At 65.8% G+C, this 16,063-nt stretch carries 17 protein-coding genes; 10 read left to right on the top strand and 7 right to left on the bottom strand.

The window, feature by feature from the left end:
- Nucleotides 1-85 precede the first annotated feature (85 nt).
- A complete protein-coding gene (locus tag RN629_RS15010; protein ID WP_407035952.1) occupies nucleotides 86-289 on the bottom strand; it encodes a DUF6489 family protein in 204 nt (67 codons plus the stop codon).
- Between the two features lie 103 nt (nucleotides 290-392).
- Here RN629_RS15010 and RN629_RS15015 point away from each other — a divergent pair, with 103 nt between their 5' ends.
- Complete coding sequence (locus tag RN629_RS15015; protein ID WP_407035953.1) at nucleotides 393-1,094, top strand: dienelactone hydrolase family protein; 702 nt, start codon at nucleotides 393-395, stop codon at nucleotides 1,092-1,094.
- Between the two features lie 38 nt (nucleotides 1,095-1,132).
- On the opposite strand, the gene RN629_RS15020 is transcribed toward RN629_RS15015, so the two are convergent.
- Nucleotides 1,133-2,707, bottom strand: coding sequence for a lysine--tRNA ligase (locus RN629_RS15020; RefSeq protein ID WP_407035954.1), 1,575 nt, complete (start codon nucleotides 2,705-2,707; stop codon nucleotides 1,133-1,135).
- A gap of 231 nt (nucleotides 2,708-2,938) precedes the next feature.
- Here RN629_RS15020 and RN629_RS15025 point away from each other — a divergent pair, with 231 nt between their 5' ends.
- Both RN629_RS15025 and RN629_RS15030 read left to right on the top strand, forming a co-directional pair.
- Complete coding sequence (locus RN629_RS15025) at nucleotides 2,939-5,695, top strand: ATP-dependent DNA helicase (protein ID WP_407035994.1); 2,757 nt, start codon at nucleotides 2,939-2,941, stop codon at nucleotides 5,693-5,695.
- Entirely contained in the window at nucleotides 5,692-6,225 is a 534-nt protein-coding gene (locus tag RN629_RS15030) for a SixA phosphatase family protein (RefSeq protein ID WP_407035955.1), read from the top strand. The genes RN629_RS15025 and RN629_RS15030 overlap by 4 nt, the downstream gene beginning before the upstream one ends.
- 405 nt (nucleotides 6,226-6,630) lie before the next feature.
- Here the strand turns inward: RN629_RS15030 and RN629_RS15035 are convergent, their stop codons facing one another.
- On the bottom strand, nucleotides 6,631-7,158 hold the full coding sequence (locus RN629_RS15035) for a YceD family protein (RefSeq protein ID WP_407035956.1): 528 nt from the start codon (nucleotides 7,156-7,158) through the stop codon (nucleotides 6,631-6,633).
- The gene (locus RN629_RS15040; protein WP_407035957.1) at nucleotides 7,155-7,703 is read right to left on the bottom strand and encodes a ubiquinol-cytochrome C chaperone family protein; all 549 of its coding nucleotides are present in this window, start codon (nucleotides 7,701-7,703) and stop codon (nucleotides 7,155-7,157) included. Before RN629_RS15040 ends, RN629_RS15035 begins: the two co-directional genes overlap by 4 nt.
- 147 nt (nucleotides 7,704-7,850) lie before the next feature.
- Here RN629_RS15040 and RN629_RS15045 point away from each other — a divergent pair, with 147 nt between their 5' ends.
- The gene (locus RN629_RS15045) at nucleotides 7,851-8,342 is read left to right on the top strand and encodes an outer membrane protein assembly factor BamE (protein WP_407035958.1); all 492 of its coding nucleotides are present in this window, start codon (nucleotides 7,851-7,853) and stop codon (nucleotides 8,340-8,342) included.
- Between the two features lie 289 nt (nucleotides 8,343-8,631).
- Here RN629_RS15045 and rho read toward each other — a convergent pair whose 3' ends face one another.
- The 3 genes from rho to hemE all read right to left on the bottom strand — a co-directional run bounded on the left by rho (nucleotide 8,632) and on the right by hemE (nucleotide 11,566).
- Nucleotides 8,632-9,888: a transcription termination factor Rho gene (gene rho / locus RN629_RS15050; protein WP_407035959.1), complete on the bottom strand. Its 1,257-nt coding sequence runs from the start codon at nucleotides 9,886-9,888 to the stop codon at nucleotides 8,632-8,634.
- A gap of 197 nt (nucleotides 9,889-10,085) precedes the next feature.
- Complete coding sequence (locus tag RN629_RS15055; protein WP_407035960.1) at nucleotides 10,086-10,547, bottom strand: CopD family protein; 462 nt, start codon at nucleotides 10,545-10,547, stop codon at nucleotides 10,086-10,088.
- Nucleotides 10,544-11,566, bottom strand: coding sequence for a uroporphyrinogen decarboxylase (hemE, locus tag RN629_RS15060; protein WP_407035995.1), 1,023 nt, complete (start codon nucleotides 11,564-11,566; stop codon nucleotides 10,544-10,546). The genes RN629_RS15055 and hemE overlap by 4 nt, the downstream gene beginning before the upstream one ends.
- A gap of 318 nt (nucleotides 11,567-11,884) precedes the next feature.
- Here hemE and RN629_RS15065 point away from each other — a divergent pair, with 318 nt between their 5' ends.
- From RN629_RS15065 to hpf, 6 genes are read left to right on the top strand one after another with little or no spacing between them, the layout of a single operon-like run.
- The gene (locus tag RN629_RS15065) at nucleotides 11,885-12,703 is read left to right on the top strand and encodes a pyruvate, water dikinase regulatory protein (RefSeq protein WP_407035961.1); all 819 of its coding nucleotides are present in this window, start codon (nucleotides 11,885-11,887) and stop codon (nucleotides 12,701-12,703) included.
- A complete protein-coding gene (locus RN629_RS15070; RefSeq protein WP_407035962.1) occupies nucleotides 12,700-13,287 on the top strand; it encodes a Maf family protein in 588 nt (195 codons plus the stop codon). Before RN629_RS15065 ends, RN629_RS15070 begins: the two co-directional genes overlap by 4 nt.
- A gap of 11 nt (nucleotides 13,288-13,298) precedes the next feature.
- The gene (gene aroE / locus RN629_RS15075; protein WP_407035963.1) at nucleotides 13,299-14,111 is read left to right on the top strand and encodes a shikimate dehydrogenase; all 813 of its coding nucleotides are present in this window, start codon (nucleotides 13,299-13,301) and stop codon (nucleotides 14,109-14,111) included.
- Nucleotides 14,108-14,701 (top strand): dephospho-CoA kinase, encoded by a 594-nt coding sequence (coaE, locus tag RN629_RS15080; RefSeq protein ID WP_407035964.1) that lies wholly within the window; start codon nucleotides 14,108-14,110, stop codon nucleotides 14,699-14,701. Before aroE ends, coaE begins: the two co-directional genes overlap by 4 nt.
- Nucleotides 14,702-14,708: 7 nt before the next feature.
- Nucleotides 14,709-15,407: a DNA polymerase III subunit epsilon gene (dnaQ, locus tag RN629_RS15085; RefSeq protein ID WP_407035965.1), complete on the top strand. Its 699-nt coding sequence runs from the start codon at nucleotides 14,709-14,711 to the stop codon at nucleotides 15,405-15,407.
- 50 nt (nucleotides 15,408-15,457) lie between these two features.
- Nucleotides 15,458-16,048 carry a ribosome hibernation-promoting factor, HPF/YfiA family gene (hpf, locus tag RN629_RS15090; RefSeq protein ID WP_407035966.1) on the top strand — a complete coding sequence of 197 codons (591 nt, stop codon included), beginning with the start codon at nucleotides 15,458-15,460 and terminating at the stop codon, nucleotides 16,046-16,048.
- Nucleotides 16,049-16,063 lie beyond the last annotated feature (15 nt).

Raw genomic sequence — 16,063 nt, forward strand, 5'->3', positions numbered from 1 at the left:
GCCAACGGCACGGGGAAACCCGCGCCCGTGTGGGGGGAAGCTACGTCCGGGCTACGCCCGGCCTCCGCTTCCCCCCACACGTCATCTACGATGTCGCTGACCCTTCAACTGCGATGTCGCTGTGCAACCAGCTGCGCATCATCGCCTCGACCATCTCGGGCTTCACCCCCGACTCCATCGTTTCGAGCATCATCTGGACATAGCGCTCGTGGATCGGCGTCAGGTCGGGCAGGCCCATGGCGCGGCGCGCTTCCTCGGGCGTGCAGTCGATTTCCACATTCACTTTCATGAGTCATCCTCCATCACGCGACCCGCGGGGCATATGGCGTTATGGTCGTGCCGACCATCCAACCGCAACGCTTCGTTGCGCTCATGACAGGAGATCGAGGGATATGACCGGGACCAAGACCATCGCCACCACGAGCGGCGACGGACAGTTCAACGCCTATTATGCCGAGCCGGCCGGAGCCCCAAAGGCCGCGATCATCGTCATTCAGGAGATTTTTGGCGTCAATGCGGGCATCCGCCGCAAATGCGATACACTGGCCGCGGCGGGCTATCTGGCCGTCGCCCCCGATCTTTTTCACAAGATCGCGCCGGGCATCGAGCTGGACCCCGACCTGCCCAATGAAATGCAGCAGGCGCTCGAACTGATGGGCCGCTTCAACCAGGATGCGGGCATTCGCGATATCGAAGCGACCATCCGCGCGATCCGGGACGAGCATGGCGCCGATACCAGGGTCGGCGTGGTCGGCTATTGCCTCGGCGGGCGACTGGCCTTCATGACCGCCGCGCGCACCGATGTGGATGCCAGCGTCGGCTATTATGGCGTCGGTATCGATGGGCTCCTGGTCGAGAAGAACGCGATCGCCAGGCCCGTCCTGCTCCATATCCCGGAGGAGGATCATTTCGTCGACAAGGCCGCGCAGGCGCGAATGCATGACGGGCTGGACGATCACCCCAAGGTCACGCTCTATGACTATCCGGGCGAGGATCACGGCTTCGCCACCGAATTTGGACAGCGCCGGTCGGACGCGTCGGCCAGGCTGGCCGACGAACGCACCATGGCCTTCTTCGCCGAGCATCTCGGCTGACAAAAAAGGGGGGGGAGCATCCCGCTCCCCCCTTTCCATTACGCCGCCTTGGCCAGTGCCTCGGCGATCAGCGTCCGGCTGTTATCCACACCGTACAGCGCGATGAAGCTGCCCATACGGGGCCCCTGCGCCGAACCCAGCAGCGTTTCGTACAGCGCCTTGAACCAGTCACGCAGCGACGGGAAGGCATCGGTCTTGCCGATCTCATAGACGATATTCTGGATATCCTCGGCGCTCGCCCCCGCCGGGAGAGCCGCAAGCTGGGCATCGAGCTGGCGCAGCGCTTCCGCCTCATGCGGCTCCGGCGCACGGCGCTGGAGCGTCGGCGCGACGAAATCGCGTGCATAGGCCAGCGCATGATCGATCAGCCGGTCGAGCTCCGGATATTTCTCCGCCGACGCCTGCGGAACATAATTGGCGAGATAGCCCCAGACCTGCGCCTTGGTCGCCTCACCCATCACCCCGACCAGATTGAGCAACAGTCCGAAGGTCACCGGCAATTCGCCCTGGGGCAGCTTGCCGTCATGGATGTGATGCACCGGATTGCCCAGCTGCTCCTTGAGCGTCTGGCCCGGATAGTTGGTGCGGAACTGCCAATACTCGTCCACCGCGCGCGGGATGACGCCCATATGCAACTGCTTGGCCTTTTTGGGCTCGCGATAGGCGAAGAACGCCAGGCTCTCCTCGGGGCCATAGGTCAGCCACTGGTCGAGGCTCAGGCCATTGCCCTTGGACTTGGAGATCTTCTCGCCATGCTCGTCGAGGAACATCTCATAGTTGAAGCCCTCGGGCGGACGACCACCCAGGACACGCGCGATCTTCGACGACTGGGTGACCGAGTCGATCAGATCCTTGCCCGCCATCTCATAATCGACGTTCAGCGCGACCCAGCGCATCGCCCAGTCGACCTTCCATTGCAGCTTGGACAGGCCGCCCAGCGCCGACTGGACGATCCGCTCGCCCTCATCCTCGAACGCGATCAACCCCGCGTCGGCGTCGACCACCTCCACGGGCACCTGAAGCACGACCCCCGATTTCGGGCTGATCGGCAGCACCGGCGAATAGGTCGCGCGACGCTCGGCCCGCAGGGTCGGGAGCATCACATCCTGAATGCCCTGAAAGTGCCGGAGCACCAGCCGGAGCGCGTCGTCGAAACGCCCCGACATGTAATAATCGGTGGACGACGCAAATTCATAGTCGAAGCCGAAGCGGTCCAGAAACTGGCGCAGCATCGCGTTGTTGTGCGCGGCAAAGCTGTCGAACGTCTCGAACGGATCGGGCACCTGGGTCAGCGGCTTGCCGAGATGCTCGCGCAACATCGCCTGATTGGGCACATTGTCCGGCACCTTGCGCAGGCCGTCCATATCGTCCGAAAAGGCGATCAGCCGCGTCTTCTGGTCCGATAGCGCGTGGAAGGCGTTGCGGACCATGGTGGTGCGCAGCACTTCGTTGAACGTGCCGATATGCGGCAGGCCCGAAGGACCATAGCCGGTTTCGAACAGGATCGGCTCACCGCCCGGCTTGCCATCGGGATAGCGTTTGAGGAGCTTGCGCGCTTCCTCATAGGGCCAGGCCTTGGACTCGAAAGCGGTGGAGCGTAGTTCGTCTGTCATGAAACTGCCTCTGACAAGTCGGGCGAGGATGCACAATGACTTTCGGACTTGTCCACGACTTGCAAGGGTCTGAAGAGAGGTTGAAGCGCGATCTACCAAGATGTTTTCCACAATTTTGTACACAGTTGGCCGTGTTCCACGTGGAACAGAGAGACCCTCTCTGTTCGCGCGATCGGCGAACAACGGCAGGCCATGGCGAGATTCCCCCGCTGCCCCGTTGCCAACCCGTCCATGGTCGCCGATATCGCAAAGGTGAGTTCGCTGCCCCACCCCGCCCTCCATGCCAGCCATAGTGGCGTGTGGCTTTCCACCGGGGGACAAACGCGCGCGGTATCGCGCGGCGAGGCGATCGGCCTGGCCGCAGAGACGCCGGTCATCCTGCTCAATGCGCCGCTGATCGGCCAGCGACTGGGCTATGCCGAGTTGTCCGGCCTCGACATTCTCGAACTCTTCGCCTTTCTTCGCCCTGCCCGGTTCGCCGTGCCGACACCCCATGGTCTCGCCCGTGCCTGCAACCTGCCCCCGCCGGAAAGCGATGCCGATGTCGCCGCCTTCCTGCTGCGCGCGACCGAAACGTTGCTCGCGACACCCGACGGCGCCTGGCCCGAGCGCGAAGGCGCCTGGACCGCCGCGCAAAGCCTGGCTCGGTTGCGCTGGCCCTGGACACCACTGATCGGCCCACGACTGACCCGTCCCGATCGCCATGAGCGCTGGCTGTTCACCGCGCTCCCCGAATGGGAGGAGGATGCCCCCCGCCCCGCCCCCCGGACCATCGACCTGCCACCCGCCGATGCCGAGGACCGGCTGCGCCACCTGACCGGCGAAGGCGCGGAGGAACGCCCCGGCCAGCGCGCCTATGCCGCCGCCGTCACCGCGGCCTTCGCGCCGCGCGTGGTGCGCGATGCGCCCAACATGGTGCTGGCCGAGGCGGGCACCGGCATCGGCAAGACGCTGGGCTATCTCGCCCCTGCCAGCCTGTGGGCCGAGCGCGCAGGCGGCGCGGTATGGATCTCCACCTATACCAAGGCGCTGCAACGCCAGTTGAATGCGGAAACCGCGCGACTCTTCGCCGACCCCGTCCTGCGCAAGGAACGGGTCGTCACGCGCAAGGGACGCGAAAACTATCTCTGCCTGCTCAATCTGGAGGATGCACTGCAAGGCGGGTTCGCCGGGCGCGCGGCCGTGCTGGCCCAATTGGTCGCGCGCTGGGCAGCCTATAGCAGCGATGGCGACATGGTCGGCGGGGACCTGCCCGGCTGGCTGACCACCTTGTTCCGGCGCAACGGATCAGCGGCGTTGACCGACCGACGCGGCGAATGCGTCTATGCGGGGTGCCCGCATTACCGGAAATGCTTCATCGAGCGCGCCGCCCGTGCGTCGGTCCAGGCGGATATCGTCATCGCCAACCATGCGCTGGTAATGGTCAACGCCGCGCGCGGCCGCGAGACGCAGACGCGGCCGACCCGCTATGTCTTCGACGAAGGGCATCATCTGTTCGATGCAGCGGACTCGATGTTCGCCACCGCGCTGACCGGATCGGAAACGATCGAGCTGCGCCGCTGGATTCTCGGCCCCGAGGCCGGATCGCGTGGACGCCGCCGGGGTCTGGCGGCGCGGCTCTCCGATGTCGCGAGCTATGACGAGGGCGGCAATCGCGCGATCGGCGATGCGGTACAGGCGGCGCAGGCCTTGGCGAGCGATGGCTGGCTCGGCCGGTTGGCGGAGGGACAGCCCTTTGGTCCGATCGAAACGCTGCTGGCGGCGGTCCGCGGCCTGGCCTTCGCCCGCGCCGAACAGCCGGGCGACGCGGGCTATGGGCTGGAGACCGAGCTGGCCGATCCGTCGCCCGAGCTGATCGATGCCGCCGGTCCCGCCGCACAGGCGCTCGATGCCCTGCTGCGCCCGCTGGTCAGCTTGGGCCAGCGACTGGAAGCGGTCCTGCAGGAAGCGCCCGACTGGCTGGACGGCCCGGCGCGCGCGCGGGTGGAGGGAGCGATCGCGTCGCTTGGCTGGCGCGCCGAAACCCTGGCCGCCTGGTTGTCGCTGCTGGCACGGATCGGCGGGCCGGTCGATCCCGACTTCGTCGACTGGCTGGCGGTCGATCGGGTCGAGGGCCGCGAATATGATATCGGGCTGCACCGCCACTGGCTCGACCCCACCCGCCCCTTTGCCGAGATCGTGCTGAAACCCGCCCATGGCGCGGTCGTCACCTCGGCGACCTTGCGAGCAGGCGGCGAATGGGACGTCGCCGACGCGCGCAGCGGCGCCCCGCATCTGGCACGCGCACCCGCCCATTTCGTCGCGCACAGCCCGTTCGACTATCCGGCCAGCGCCGAAGTGCTGATCGTCACCGATGTGAAACGCGGCGATATTCCGCAGCTGGCCAATGCCTATGCCCGGTTGATCGCCGCGGCGCGCGGCGGAACGTTGGGATTGTTCACCGCGATCCGGCGGTTGCGCGGTGTGCATGGCCGGATCGCCGATAGGCTGGCCCGCGAGGGCCTCGCCCTGCACGCGCAACATGTCGACCCGATCGACACCGGCACGCTGGTCGACATCTTCCGCGACGATCCGGCCGCCTCGCTGCTGGGCACCGATGCGCTGCGCGACGGCGTCGATGTGCCCGGCTCTTCGCTGCGCCTCGTGGTGATGGAGGGAGTGCCCTGGCCCAAGCCAACCGTGCTGCATGCCGCGCGCAAGCTGGCGGGTGGCGGCAGTGCCTATGACGACCGGATCGTTCGGGCCCGCCTCGCCCAGGCGTTCGGCCGGCTGATCCGGCGCGCCGACGATCGCGGCGCCTTCGTCCTGCTGTCGGCCGCCATGCCGTCGCGGTTGCTCGATGCCTTTCCCCCCGGCGTGGCGATTTCGCGCGTCACGCTGGACGAAGCGGTCGCGCGGGTGGCCGAGCGGCTTTCCTCCGATGCCGGGATCGGGCATGGACAGGCGGCATCCCGGCCAGCCACCGCGACGGAGACACCGGACCGATGAAGACGCTGACTCTGCTTCGCCATGCCAAATCGAGCTGGGACGATCCCGTCGCGCGCGATTTCGACCGCCCGCTCAATACCAAGGGGCGGCGCGCCGCCGCGATGATCGGCCGGCATCTGAAGACGCTCGACATGCGGTTCGACCATGTCATCGCCTCCCCCGCGATCCGGGTGATCGAAACGCTGGACGAAGTCTGGGGCGGCTATGGTCGCAAGCTGGAGCCGGTATGGGACAAGGCGATGTATCTCGCCTCCGCCTCCAGCCTGCTCGACCTGGTCCAGTCGCTGCCCGATGCGGCCGGGCATGTGCTGCTGGTCGGGCATAATCCAGGGCTGGAGGATCTGACTCTCGACCTGACGCTGGACAATGACCTGCGCGACCGGGCGGAGGACAAATATCCCACCGCGACCGTGGCGCAGATGACCTTGCCCATCGAGCATTGGCGCGGCGCCCGATCGCACAGTGCCACGCTGGTGGCCTTCATCCGGCCACGCGATCTCGATCCGACGCTGGGACCGGATACGCCATAGTTATCCACAGGCGAGAGACGGCACCGACTCTGCCGCCCCGACGCCAATTCGCGAGGCCGCCCATAGCGCTCGACGGATCGCGACCGCCGCCGGCATGATGATCAACAACATTCGATAGCCTGTTGGCAACTATCCGCCACCTGTGGATAGATTGCGGCGAGGCGACCAGCGCCTGCTCGCACTTTCATGGGTGAATGTCAGGACAATGATCGCAGCCGACCCACCACCAGAATGGGGATAATCGCGACGGCGGGGCGTCAGGGCCGCTGTTGGCAATGCTGTTGATAGATTGAGAATAAAGAGAAATATCTCTTTAAAATCAATCATATACCATCTTGGATCAGCCCATTTCGGATAGATCCCACCCTGTTGGCGGATTGCGCCGATCCGGGGATAAACATCCCCTTACCCCTTGCCTTCCAGCTTCGCCTTCAATCCCGCCAGCGCGCCGAACGGACCCGCCTCATCCTCGCTGATGACCCCCGCTTCCTTCAGCGCCGCCGCGGCATGCGGGCTGCGCGGAAAGGGGTCGAGCGACAAGGCCATGGTCTCCGCCGCCGCCTCGCCCAGATCGATCGCGCCGCCCTCGATCTCGATCGTGTCGAGCGAGTCCTCGGACAGTTCGATTTCCTCGTCTCCACCCGGCTCGACCGGCGCGACGAAGCGCAGCGCCACCGGCTCGTCGACCCTGGCGGGCACCGGCTCGCCGGTCACCGAACAGGCTTGCACGACCGAGGCCCGCACCCTGCCGGTGACGAGGATGCCCATCGCATCGCGCCGCACGACCAGCGCGGCGCTGAGCGCGTCGATCGCCAACAGGCCGAAGCGGGCCGCCAGCGCCTGACGCTCCTCCACCTGGGCCTCGATGGCGACGGGTTTTTCACGCTCGCCGATCGTGTCGATCTTTTCGGGGCGGCTCCATTCGGGGGTCACGGCAATTCTCCAAGGATCAATCGGGCCAACGGCACCGCCGCCAGCCTTTCGTGCAGGGCGCGCAGGGCCTCCCGGACATGGGGGACGGCGGCGGGATCGGCCGGGGCCGCGCCCCGGTACAGATTGCGGACCAGCGCCGCATCCAGCGCCCCCGCCTCCCCGGTCGGCGCCTCTCCCGTCAGGCCGTCGCGATAGGCGGTCAATCGGCCGCCCAGCATTGCCATCATCCGGCCGATATGCTTGCCAACCACGATGTCGCCAATACCCAGCTCGCGCAATTGGCCATCCATGTCGGTGACGAAGCGTTCGGTCAACCGCGCTGCCGGAACCGCGCCTTCCGGTTCGACTTCCAGGCGGATCAGGACCAGCGACAACACCGCGGCGATCATGTCGAACCTACCGTCGACGGTGTCGGGCACCGCCCCCTCCACATACCAACGGGGTTCGCGGGCATGCCGCACCACCGCATTGTAGAGCGGCAGCGCGATGTCGCCGTCGCGCCCGAAATAGCGCGCGGTCATGCGCTTCAGCCAGTCCCAGGCCATCCGCCCCTACCCTTTCCGAACGCGGGTCCACCGCGCGAGTGCTTGTATGCGCCTTTCCCTTCGCATATCGAGGGGGCGACGGTCGAGCCGATCGACCGCCTGTGCCTGTTTCCCGCGTGTGCGGCCGTCTGCGGCCCGGAGATGATGATGAGCGTTTCTTCCACCCGGCTTGCCGTTCTCGGGCTCGGCCTGGCCGTTACGGTCGCCGCCTGCGCGCCGCTCCGCTCGCATCAGGGTTATGTGGTCGACACCGATCTCGTCAACTCGATCCAGCCGGGCGTCGACAATCGCCAGTCGGTGCTCCAGACCCTGGGCACCCCGACGATCAGCAGCCAGTTCGGCGGCGGCGACTGGTATTATGTCGCCCGCGACAGCCGCAACCTGGGCTATAACCTGCCGCATCCGGTGTCGCAGATCACGCTGAAGATCAGCTTCGACCAGGCGGGCAATGTCAGTGCGATCCGCCGTTCGGGCGTTGATCAGGTCGCCGACATCTCGCCCTATGGCAAGACGACGCCGACGCTCGGTCGTTCGCGCGGCTTCTTCCAGGATCTGTTCGGCAATATCGGTGCGGTCGGAGCGCCGGGCGCCGGTGCGGGCGCACCGGGCACCGGCGGTGGTGGACGGACCCGTCCCTGATCGATTGGCGAGCATAAGGCATGGACGTCGCCATGGGCCCGTGGCGGTGAAGCCATGGGCAGCCTCGCTCAACCCTGAATTGCCCTGAGAGCCCCCCGTTTGGCCGCGTCGTCAATTAAGCAACGACGCGGCCGTGCCGTGCTTGGACCGGCACGATCCCGAAAGGGGGTGGGATCGGGCCTGCTAACGCCCCAAAACCAAAATGGGTTCGCACGCGGGCCAATTTGCCCGCGTGCGAACCCATCATGCCATCCGGCCGGCGGGGGCCTCCCGGCCCCCTGTCCCGCGCTTACTGGTTCATCGAGTCGAAGAAATCCTCGTTGGTCTTCGAGTTCTTCATCTTGTCGAGCAGGAATTCCATCGAGTCGATCGTGCCCATCTGCATGAGGATGCGGCGCAGCACCCACATCTTGGACAGCTTGTCCTTCTCGACCAGCAGCTCTTCCTTGCGGGTGCCCGACTTGCCGACATCCATCGCCGGGAAGATGCGCTTGTCCGCCACCTTGCGGTCGAGGACGATTTCCGAGTTGCCGGTGCCCTTGAACTCTTCGAAGATGACTTCATCCATGCGGCTGCCCGTGTCGATCAGCGCGGTGGCGATGATCGAGAGCGAACCACCCTCCTCGATATTGCGCGCCGCACCGAAGAAGCGCTTGGGCCGCTGGAGCGCATTGGCATCGACACCGCCGGTCAGCACCTTGCCCGACGACGGGACCACGGTGTTGTAGGCGCGGCCCAGACGCGTGATCGAGTCGAGCAGGATGACCACATCCTTCTTGTGCTCGACCAGCCGCTTGGCCTTTTCGATCACCATCTCGGCGACCTGGACGTGGCGCTGCGCCGGTTCGTCGAAGGTCGAGGAGACGACCTCGCCGCGCACCGAGCGCTGCATGTCGGTGACTTCTTCCGGACGCTCGTCGATCAGCAGGACGATCAGGAAGACTTCGGGGTGGTTGTCGGTGATCGCCTTGGCGATGTTCTGCAGCATCACCGTCTTGCCGACGCGCGGCGGCGCCACGATCAGCGTGCGCTGACCCTTGCCCTGCGGGCTGACGATGTCGATCACCCGTGCCGACTTGTCCTTCTGGGTCGGGTCGGCAGGGTCGAGGATCAGCTTCTGCTCAGGGTAGAGCGGGGTGAGATTGTCGAAATTGACGCGGTGGCGAACCGCCTCGGGATCGTCGAAATTGACCGAGGTCAGCTTGGTCAGCGCGAAATAGCGCTCGCCGTCCTTGGGCGCGCGGATCTCACCCTCGACCGTGTCGCCGGTGCGCAGGCCATGCTTGCGGACCTGGTTGGGCGAGACATAGATGTCGTCCGGCCCGGCCAGATAATTCGCTTCGGGCGAACGCAGAAAGCCGAAACCGTCGGGCAGCACCTCGATCGTGCCCAGACCCATGATCTGGTCGCCCTTTTCCGCCTGTTCCTTCAGGATGGCGAACAGCAGGTCCTGCTTGCGCAGCGTGGACGCGCCCTCGACCCCCAGTTCCTCGGCCAGCTGGACGAGTTCGGCGGGGGTTTTCTTCTTCAGGTCTTTCAGATGCATGATCGGTCCGGATGGTCGGAGGGCGTCGGTCGGCGAGGATCGCGGCGAAACGAGGCTGTCGATAAAGGATAAGCGTACCGGGGCGAGGACCGCACCGTACGTCCTGCGGGTTAGGATTCGGGGAGCCCCAAGTCAATGGGCAAAGGAAGCGGGGGGCAAAGGAGGCGCGGACATACGCCGCGCCTCCGGACGGGCGATCAGAACGGCTTGACGATGACCAGCACGACGATGATCGTCGCGGCCAGGGCGGGGACTTCGTTGATCATGCGCAACCGCTTGCCGGTGAGCGTCATCTGCCCGCGCGCCAGTTTCTTGGCATAGCCGACCATCCAGCCATGATAGGCGCTCAGCAGCAGCACGAGGAACAGCTTGGCGTGGAGCCATCCCAGCCCCGGCACGCCCGAGAACAGCCCCAGAGAGGCCGCGAGCAGCAGCCCCAGCCCCCACACCGCGATCATCGCGGGCGTCAGGATGATGCTGCGCAGCTTGCCCTCGCGCTCCACCCAGCGGGCGGCGTCGGCGGCGTCCCCCGCGACCAAAGCTTCCTGATGATAGACCAGATAGCGTGGCATCATGAACATGCCAGCCATCCAGAAGATCACGAAGATGATATGCGCCGCCTTCACCCATTCATAGGCGGGGCCCAATAGTCCGATCATGACATGCTCCGTACGCGGGCGATCAGCCGCTCGACATGCGCGATCGGCGTGTCGGGCAGGATACCATGGCCCAGGTTGAAGATATGCGGCCGGTCGGCGAAGGCCGCAAGAATCCTGTCGACCGCCTCGTCCAGCGCCGCGCCGCCGGCGATCAGCGCCAGCGGATCGAGATTGCCCTGCACCGGCAGCGCTTCCGGGAGATTGCCGTTCGCCCAGACCGGATCGACCGTTTCGTCCAGCCCGACCGCATCGACGCCCGTCTCACGCGCATAGGCGGGCAGCTTGGCCCCTGCCCCCTTGGGGAAGCCGATCACCGGCACGCCCGGGCAACGGGCCCGCAAGCCCTCCACGATCGCCGCATTGGGGGCGATGACCCAGCGTTCGAATTGCGCCGGCGACAAGGAGCCCGCCCAGCTGTCGAACAGCTGCACCGCCTCGACCCCGTTGGCGACCTGTCCGGCCAGATAGTCGATGGTCATCGCCACGATCGCGTCGATGATCGCCCCAAAGCCTTCGGGGTCGGCATAGGCGAACCGCCGCGTCTCGCCCTGGTCCTTCGACCCCTGGCCAGCGACCATATAGGTGGCGACCGTCCAGGGAGAGCCCGCAAAGCCCAGAAAGCTGGTCTGTGGGGGCAATTGGCCCGCGACCCGTGCGACGGTGGCATAGACCGGGTCAAGCCGCTCAGGGACGCGTGTGAGGGCATTTAGGGCATGATCGACCAGCGCCGGTGCGAGGCGAGGCCCCTCGCCCGCGCCGAAGCTCAGATCCTGTCCTAAGGCCCAGGGGACCATCAGGATATCGGAGAACAGGATCGCCCCGTCGAACCCGAATCGCCGGACCGGCTGCACGGTGACCTCCGCCGCGGCGTCCGGATCGGTGGCGAGCGCGAGGAAACCGCCCTTCCGGCTACGGAGTTCGCGATACTCCGGCAGATAGCGACCGGCCTGCCGCATGAGCCACATGGGCGGCGTCGCCTGCCGCTCGCCCTTCAGCACGGCAAGCAGGGGCTTTTGGATCGGGACTTGGGTCAAGTGATCCCCCTTCTTCTGTCTAAGAAGATTCTAGAAATGGATTGTTGATGTGGATGGCACGTTGGTTGTCGGGATTATGCGGCCATCCCCAAAATGCCAACACGTTGACTCAAGGGGAATCGCCGATTCAACGGGATTCGGATTCATGCCCCCCGTAACTCACAGCCTGTGGAAAAGAATCGGGCCTGTGAGATTCATTGTGGACGAATCATCGGTTATCCACCGCGTGCCGCCCGCTTGGCCGGGCTGCCGAGTTACGCTACCGATTCTTCCCATGTTATCCACAGAGTCATTCCCGTGCCCATGACGACACGGCTTCATCTCCACCTTCTGTCCGATTCCACGGGCGAGACGCTGGAGAACATCGCCAAGGCGGCGCTGGCGCAATATGACGATGTGGAAACCGTCCGGCACTTCTGGCCGATGGTCCGCACCGAAAGCCATCTGGAGCGCATCCTGCAGGAGATCGCGCAGAATCCCGGGCTGGTGATCTACACGCTGGTGAATCCCGCGACGCGCCGGATCCTGGAAAGCCGTTGCCATGCGCTGGGCCTGCCCACGGTCGCGCCGCTCGACCCGGTCAATGCGGCGTTGTCGGGACTGCTGGGGGTGCAGGCCAAGATGCGGCCCGGGCGGCAACATGCGCTGGACGCCGCCTATTTCGCGCGGGTCGATGCGATCCAATTCACCATCGCGCATGACGACGGCATCGGCTGGGAGGAATGGGAGGAGGCCGATATCGTGCTGGCCGGGGTCAGCCGCTCGTCCAAGACGCCGACGTCCATCTATCTCGCCAATCGCGGGTACAAGACCGCCAACATCCCGATCGTGGTGGAAAGCCCCCCGCCCCCGTCGCTCTACACCCTGAAGAAGCCGCTGGTCGTCGGGCTGACCACCAGCGCGGACCGGCTGATCGCGATCCGGCGCAACCGCCTGCTCTCGCTCAACCAGCCGCCCGACACCGATTATGTCGAGCAGGAGGCGGTGAACCGCGAACTGACCTTTGCGCGGCGGATGTTCGCCGACAATGACTGGCCGGTGATCGACGTGACCCGCCGCTCGATCGAGGAAACGGCGGCGGCGATCATCTCGCTGGTCAACCAGCGAAAGGCCGACGCATGATCATCCTCGCTTCGCAAAGCGCCTCGCGCCGGGCGATGCTCGACGCGGCCGGTGTCGCCTATGAAGCGCTTCCGGCGCGGGTCGACGAAGCCGGTATGAAGGCGGCGATGGCGGGGGCCTCCCCGCGCGACCTGTCCGATGCCTTGGCCGAGATGAAGGCGGTGAAGGTGTCGGCCAAGGCCGGGCCGGTGCCTGTGCTGGGGTCGGACTCGATCGTCGCGCTGGCCGACGGCACGCTGCTCGACAAGCCAGAGAGCCGCGAAGAGGCGGCCGGGCATCTGGCGCGGATGAGCGGCGGATCGCATGACCTGTGGAGCGCGGCCGTGATCGCCGAACATGGCCGCCCCGTCTGGCGCCATGTCGAGCGCGCGCGGTTGCATGTCCGTCCGCTCTCGCCCGCCTTTATCGACCGCTATCTGGATCAGGAATGGCCCGCCATTGCGGGCTGTGTCGGCTGTTTCCGGATCGAGGGGCCGGGCGTCCAGCTCTTCTCGCGGATCGAGGGGAGCCATTTCACCATTCTCGGCATGCCGCTGCTGCCCGTGCTGGGCTATCTGCGCGAACGCGGCTGGATGGCCGCCTGACAGGATAGATGATGACCAAGCCCTATGCAGAGGTGATCGGCGACCCGATCGGCCACACCAAATCGCCGTTGATCCATGGCTTCTGGCTGGAGGCGCTGGGGCTGGAGGCGGCCTATCGCGCCGTCCATGTCACCCCGGAGGCGCTGCCCGCCTATTTCGCCGCGCGGCGCGCGGACCCGGACTGGCGCGGTTGCAACATCACCGTGCCGCACAAGGTGGAGGCGCTGGCGCATGTCGAGGATCGCGGTGATGTGCGCGCCACGATCGGCGCGATCAACACCGTGATCCGGGCCGAGGACGGCGCGCTGGTCGGCACCAACACGGACGCGGCGGGATTTTATGCGCCGCTGGACGGCCTCGACCTGGCGGGGCAGCCGGTGACGGTGATCGGGGCAGGCGGCGCGGCGCGCGCGATCCTGTTCGCGCTGTCCCGCATGGGTGTCGGGCCGGTCACCCTGTTCAATCGCAATGTGTTGAAGGGGGAGGCGCTGCTTTCCGCTTTCGGGTTGAAGGGACAGGCGCTGCCGATCGGGGCCGCCGTGCCGTCCAGTGCGCTGGTGGTCAACGCCACCAGCCTGGGGATGACCGGCCAGCCGCCGCTCGACCTGGATCTGTCGGCCCTCCCCGATGACGCGGTGGTCTATGACATCGTCTATGCGCCGCTGGAAACCGGGCTGCTCGCGGCGGCGCGGGCGCGCGACCTCGATACGATCGACGGGCTGGAGATGCTGATCGGCCAGGCGGCGGTCGCGTTCGAGTTGTTCTTCGGCGCCGCCCCGCCGCGCGACCGGGACGAGGAATTGCGGCAGCGTCTGCTGGCATGATCGTCCTTGGGCTGACCGGCTCGATCGGCATGGGCAAATCGACCGTCGCGCAATTGTTTCGCGACGAAGGCGTGCCGGTGTTCGACGCCGATGCCTGTGTCCATCAATTGCAGGGTCCGGGCGGGCGACTGGTGCCCGCGATCGAATCGGCCTTTCCCGGCACCACGGGACCGGATGGCGTGGATCGCGCCGCGCTGGGCCGCGCCGTGCTGGGCGATGATTCGGCGATGCGTCGGCTGGAGGCGATCGTCCACCCCGCGGTCCGGGCCGAGCGCGGCGCGTTTCTCGCCGCCCATCAGGGCGCGCCGCTGGTCGTGGTCGACGTGCCGCTCCTGTTCGAAACGGACGGGGATAAATCGGTGGATAAGGTGTTGGTCGTTTCGGCAAAGCCCGATGTCCAGAAGGCAAGGGTGTTGGCAAGGCCGGGGATGACCGAGGAAAAATTCGTTGCGATTCTCGCGCGTCAGCTGCCCGATGCGCAGAAACGCGCGCGGGCCGATCATGTCGTCGCCACCGATGTACCGCTGGCCGAAACCGCCGGGCAGGTTCGTCGGTTGATCGCTTGCATGCGTGACGGGGAAGGCCGATAGTCTGGTGATGAGAGAGATCGTTTTCGACACCGAAACGACAGGGTTCAAATTTTCGGAAGGCGACCGGCTGGTCGAGATCGGCTGTGTCGAACTGGTCAACCGGGTCGAGACCGGGCGCACCTATCACGCCTATTTCAATCCCGAGCGGTCGATGCCGGCCGAGGCGCAGGCGGTCCACGGCTTGTCCGACGCGTTCCTGAAGGACAAGCCGGTCTTTGCCGAAGGGGTCGCCGACTTTCTGGACTTCATCGGCGATGCGCCGCTGATCGCGCATAACGCGACCTTCGACTTCGGCTTCATCAATGGCGAACTGGGCGCGTTGGGCTTCGCGCCCGTGTGCGAAAAGACGCGGATGGTCGATACGCTGGCCATCGCGCGGCAGAAGCATCCCGGCGCCAAGCATACGCTCGATGCCCTGTGTTCGCGCTATGGCATCGATCGCTCGCACCGCGTGCTGCACGGCGCGCTTCTCGACGCGCAGCTGCTTGCGCAGGTCTATGTCGAGCTCATGGGGGGGCGGCAGATCGGTCTGGGTCTGCTCGCCGAGGAAGGGACGCCGGGGACGGATCAGCCGATCGTCACCCGCGCGCCCGCCAGGGTCCGCCCGCCCCGCATGTTCCGCCCCAGCGATGAGGAACGCGCGGCGCATGCCGCGTTCCTCAAAGGGATCAGTGATCCGATCTGGGGGGCCGAGGCGTCCGGTTGACGCCACGGGACAGGCCAAAAGGACCGTCCCATCAGTGTAAGGAGAAAGTGATGGATATCCGGATTTCTGGTCATCAGGTCGAAACGGGCGATGCGCTCCGGACCCATGTGACGGACCGTCTTCAGGGTATCGCCGAGAAATATTTCGCCCGCGCCCTCTCTGCCGAGGTGACGTTCGGCAAGGGCCCGCACGACATCGGGTTCAAATGCGATATCGTCCTTCACGTGACCCGCGGCCTGGTGCTGAAAGGTCGCCACGATGCGCAGGATGCGCATCTGTCCTTCGACGGTGCCGCGACCAAGATCGAAAAGCAGCTGCGCCGTTATTCCCGCCGCCTGAAGGACCGCAATGCCAGCCAGGCGATCGGCCTGGCCGAGGCAGGGGCCTATGATGCCGGCTATACGCTGTTCGCCGAATCCACCGATGAAGACGATGCGGGCGATGCGCCCCTGATCATCGCCGAAACCCGTGTGGATATTCCCGATGCCAGCGTGTCCGATGCCGTGATGATGCTCGACCTGCGCAATACTGCGGCCCTGTTGTTCAAGAATTCGGGCACGGGATCGTATAACATGGTGTATCGCCGGGGCGATGGAACCATCGGCTGGGTGGAACCTCAACGGGGCGGATCGGCCGGATAAGCCCTATCGTTCTTC

Source organism: Facivitalis istanbulensis (assembly GCF_040560405.1).
Lineage (GTDB): Bacteria > Pseudomonadota > Alphaproteobacteria > Sphingomonadales > Sphingomonadaceae > Sphingomonas > Sphingomonas istanbulensis.

Bases quoted from the DNA above. Each gene is read 5' to 3' on its own strand.
- aroE (WP_407035963.1), top strand. From the start codon at position 13,299: ATGACCAAGCCCTATGCAGAGGTGATCGGCGACCCGATCGGCCACACC.
- RN629_RS15045 (WP_407035958.1), top strand. From the start codon at position 7,851: ATGAGCGTTTCTTCCACCCGGCTTGCCGTTCTCGGGCTCGGCCTGGCC.
- rho (WP_407035959.1), bottom strand. From the start codon at position 9,888: ATGCATCTGAAAGACCTGAAGAAGAAAACCCCCGCCGAACTCGTCCAG.
- RN629_RS15065 (WP_407035961.1), top strand. From the start codon at position 11,885: ATGACGACACGGCTTCATCTCCACCTTCTGTCCGATTCCACGGGCGAG.
- RN629_RS15030 (WP_407035955.1), top strand. From the start codon at position 5,692: ATGAAGACGCTGACTCTGCTTCGCCATGCCAAATCGAGCTGGGACGAT.
- dnaQ (WP_407035965.1), top strand. From the start codon at position 14,709: ATGAGAGAGATCGTTTTCGACACCGAAACGACAGGGTTCAAATTTTCG.
- hpf (WP_407035966.1), top strand. From the start codon at position 15,458: ATGGATATCCGGATTTCTGGTCATCAGGTCGAAACGGGCGATGCGCTC.
- RN629_RS15055 (WP_407035960.1), bottom strand. From the start codon at position 10,547: ATGATCGGACTATTGGGCCCCGCCTATGAATGGGTGAAGGCGGCGCAT.
- RN629_RS15020 (WP_407035954.1), bottom strand. From the start codon at position 2,707: ATGACAGACGAACTACGCTCCACCGCTTTCGAGTCCAAGGCCTGGCCC.
- RN629_RS15070 (WP_407035962.1), top strand. From the start codon at position 12,700: ATGATCATCCTCGCTTCGCAAAGCGCCTCGCGCCGGGCGATGCTCGAC.
- RN629_RS15025 (WP_407035994.1), top strand. From the start codon at position 2,939: ATGGTCGCCGATATCGCAAAGGTGAGTTCGCTGCCCCACCCCGCCCTC.
- RN629_RS15015 (WP_407035953.1), top strand. From the start codon at position 393: ATGACCGGGACCAAGACCATCGCCACCACGAGCGGCGACGGACAGTTC.
- coaE (WP_407035964.1), top strand. From the start codon at position 14,108: ATGATCGTCCTTGGGCTGACCGGCTCGATCGGCATGGGCAAATCGACC.
- RN629_RS15010 (WP_407035952.1), bottom strand. From the start codon at position 289: ATGAAAGTGAATGTGGAAATCGACTGCACGCCCGAGGAAGCGCGCCGC.
- RN629_RS15040 (WP_407035957.1), bottom strand. From the start codon at position 7,703: ATGGCCTGGGACTGGCTGAAGCGCATGACCGCGCGCTATTTCGGGCGC.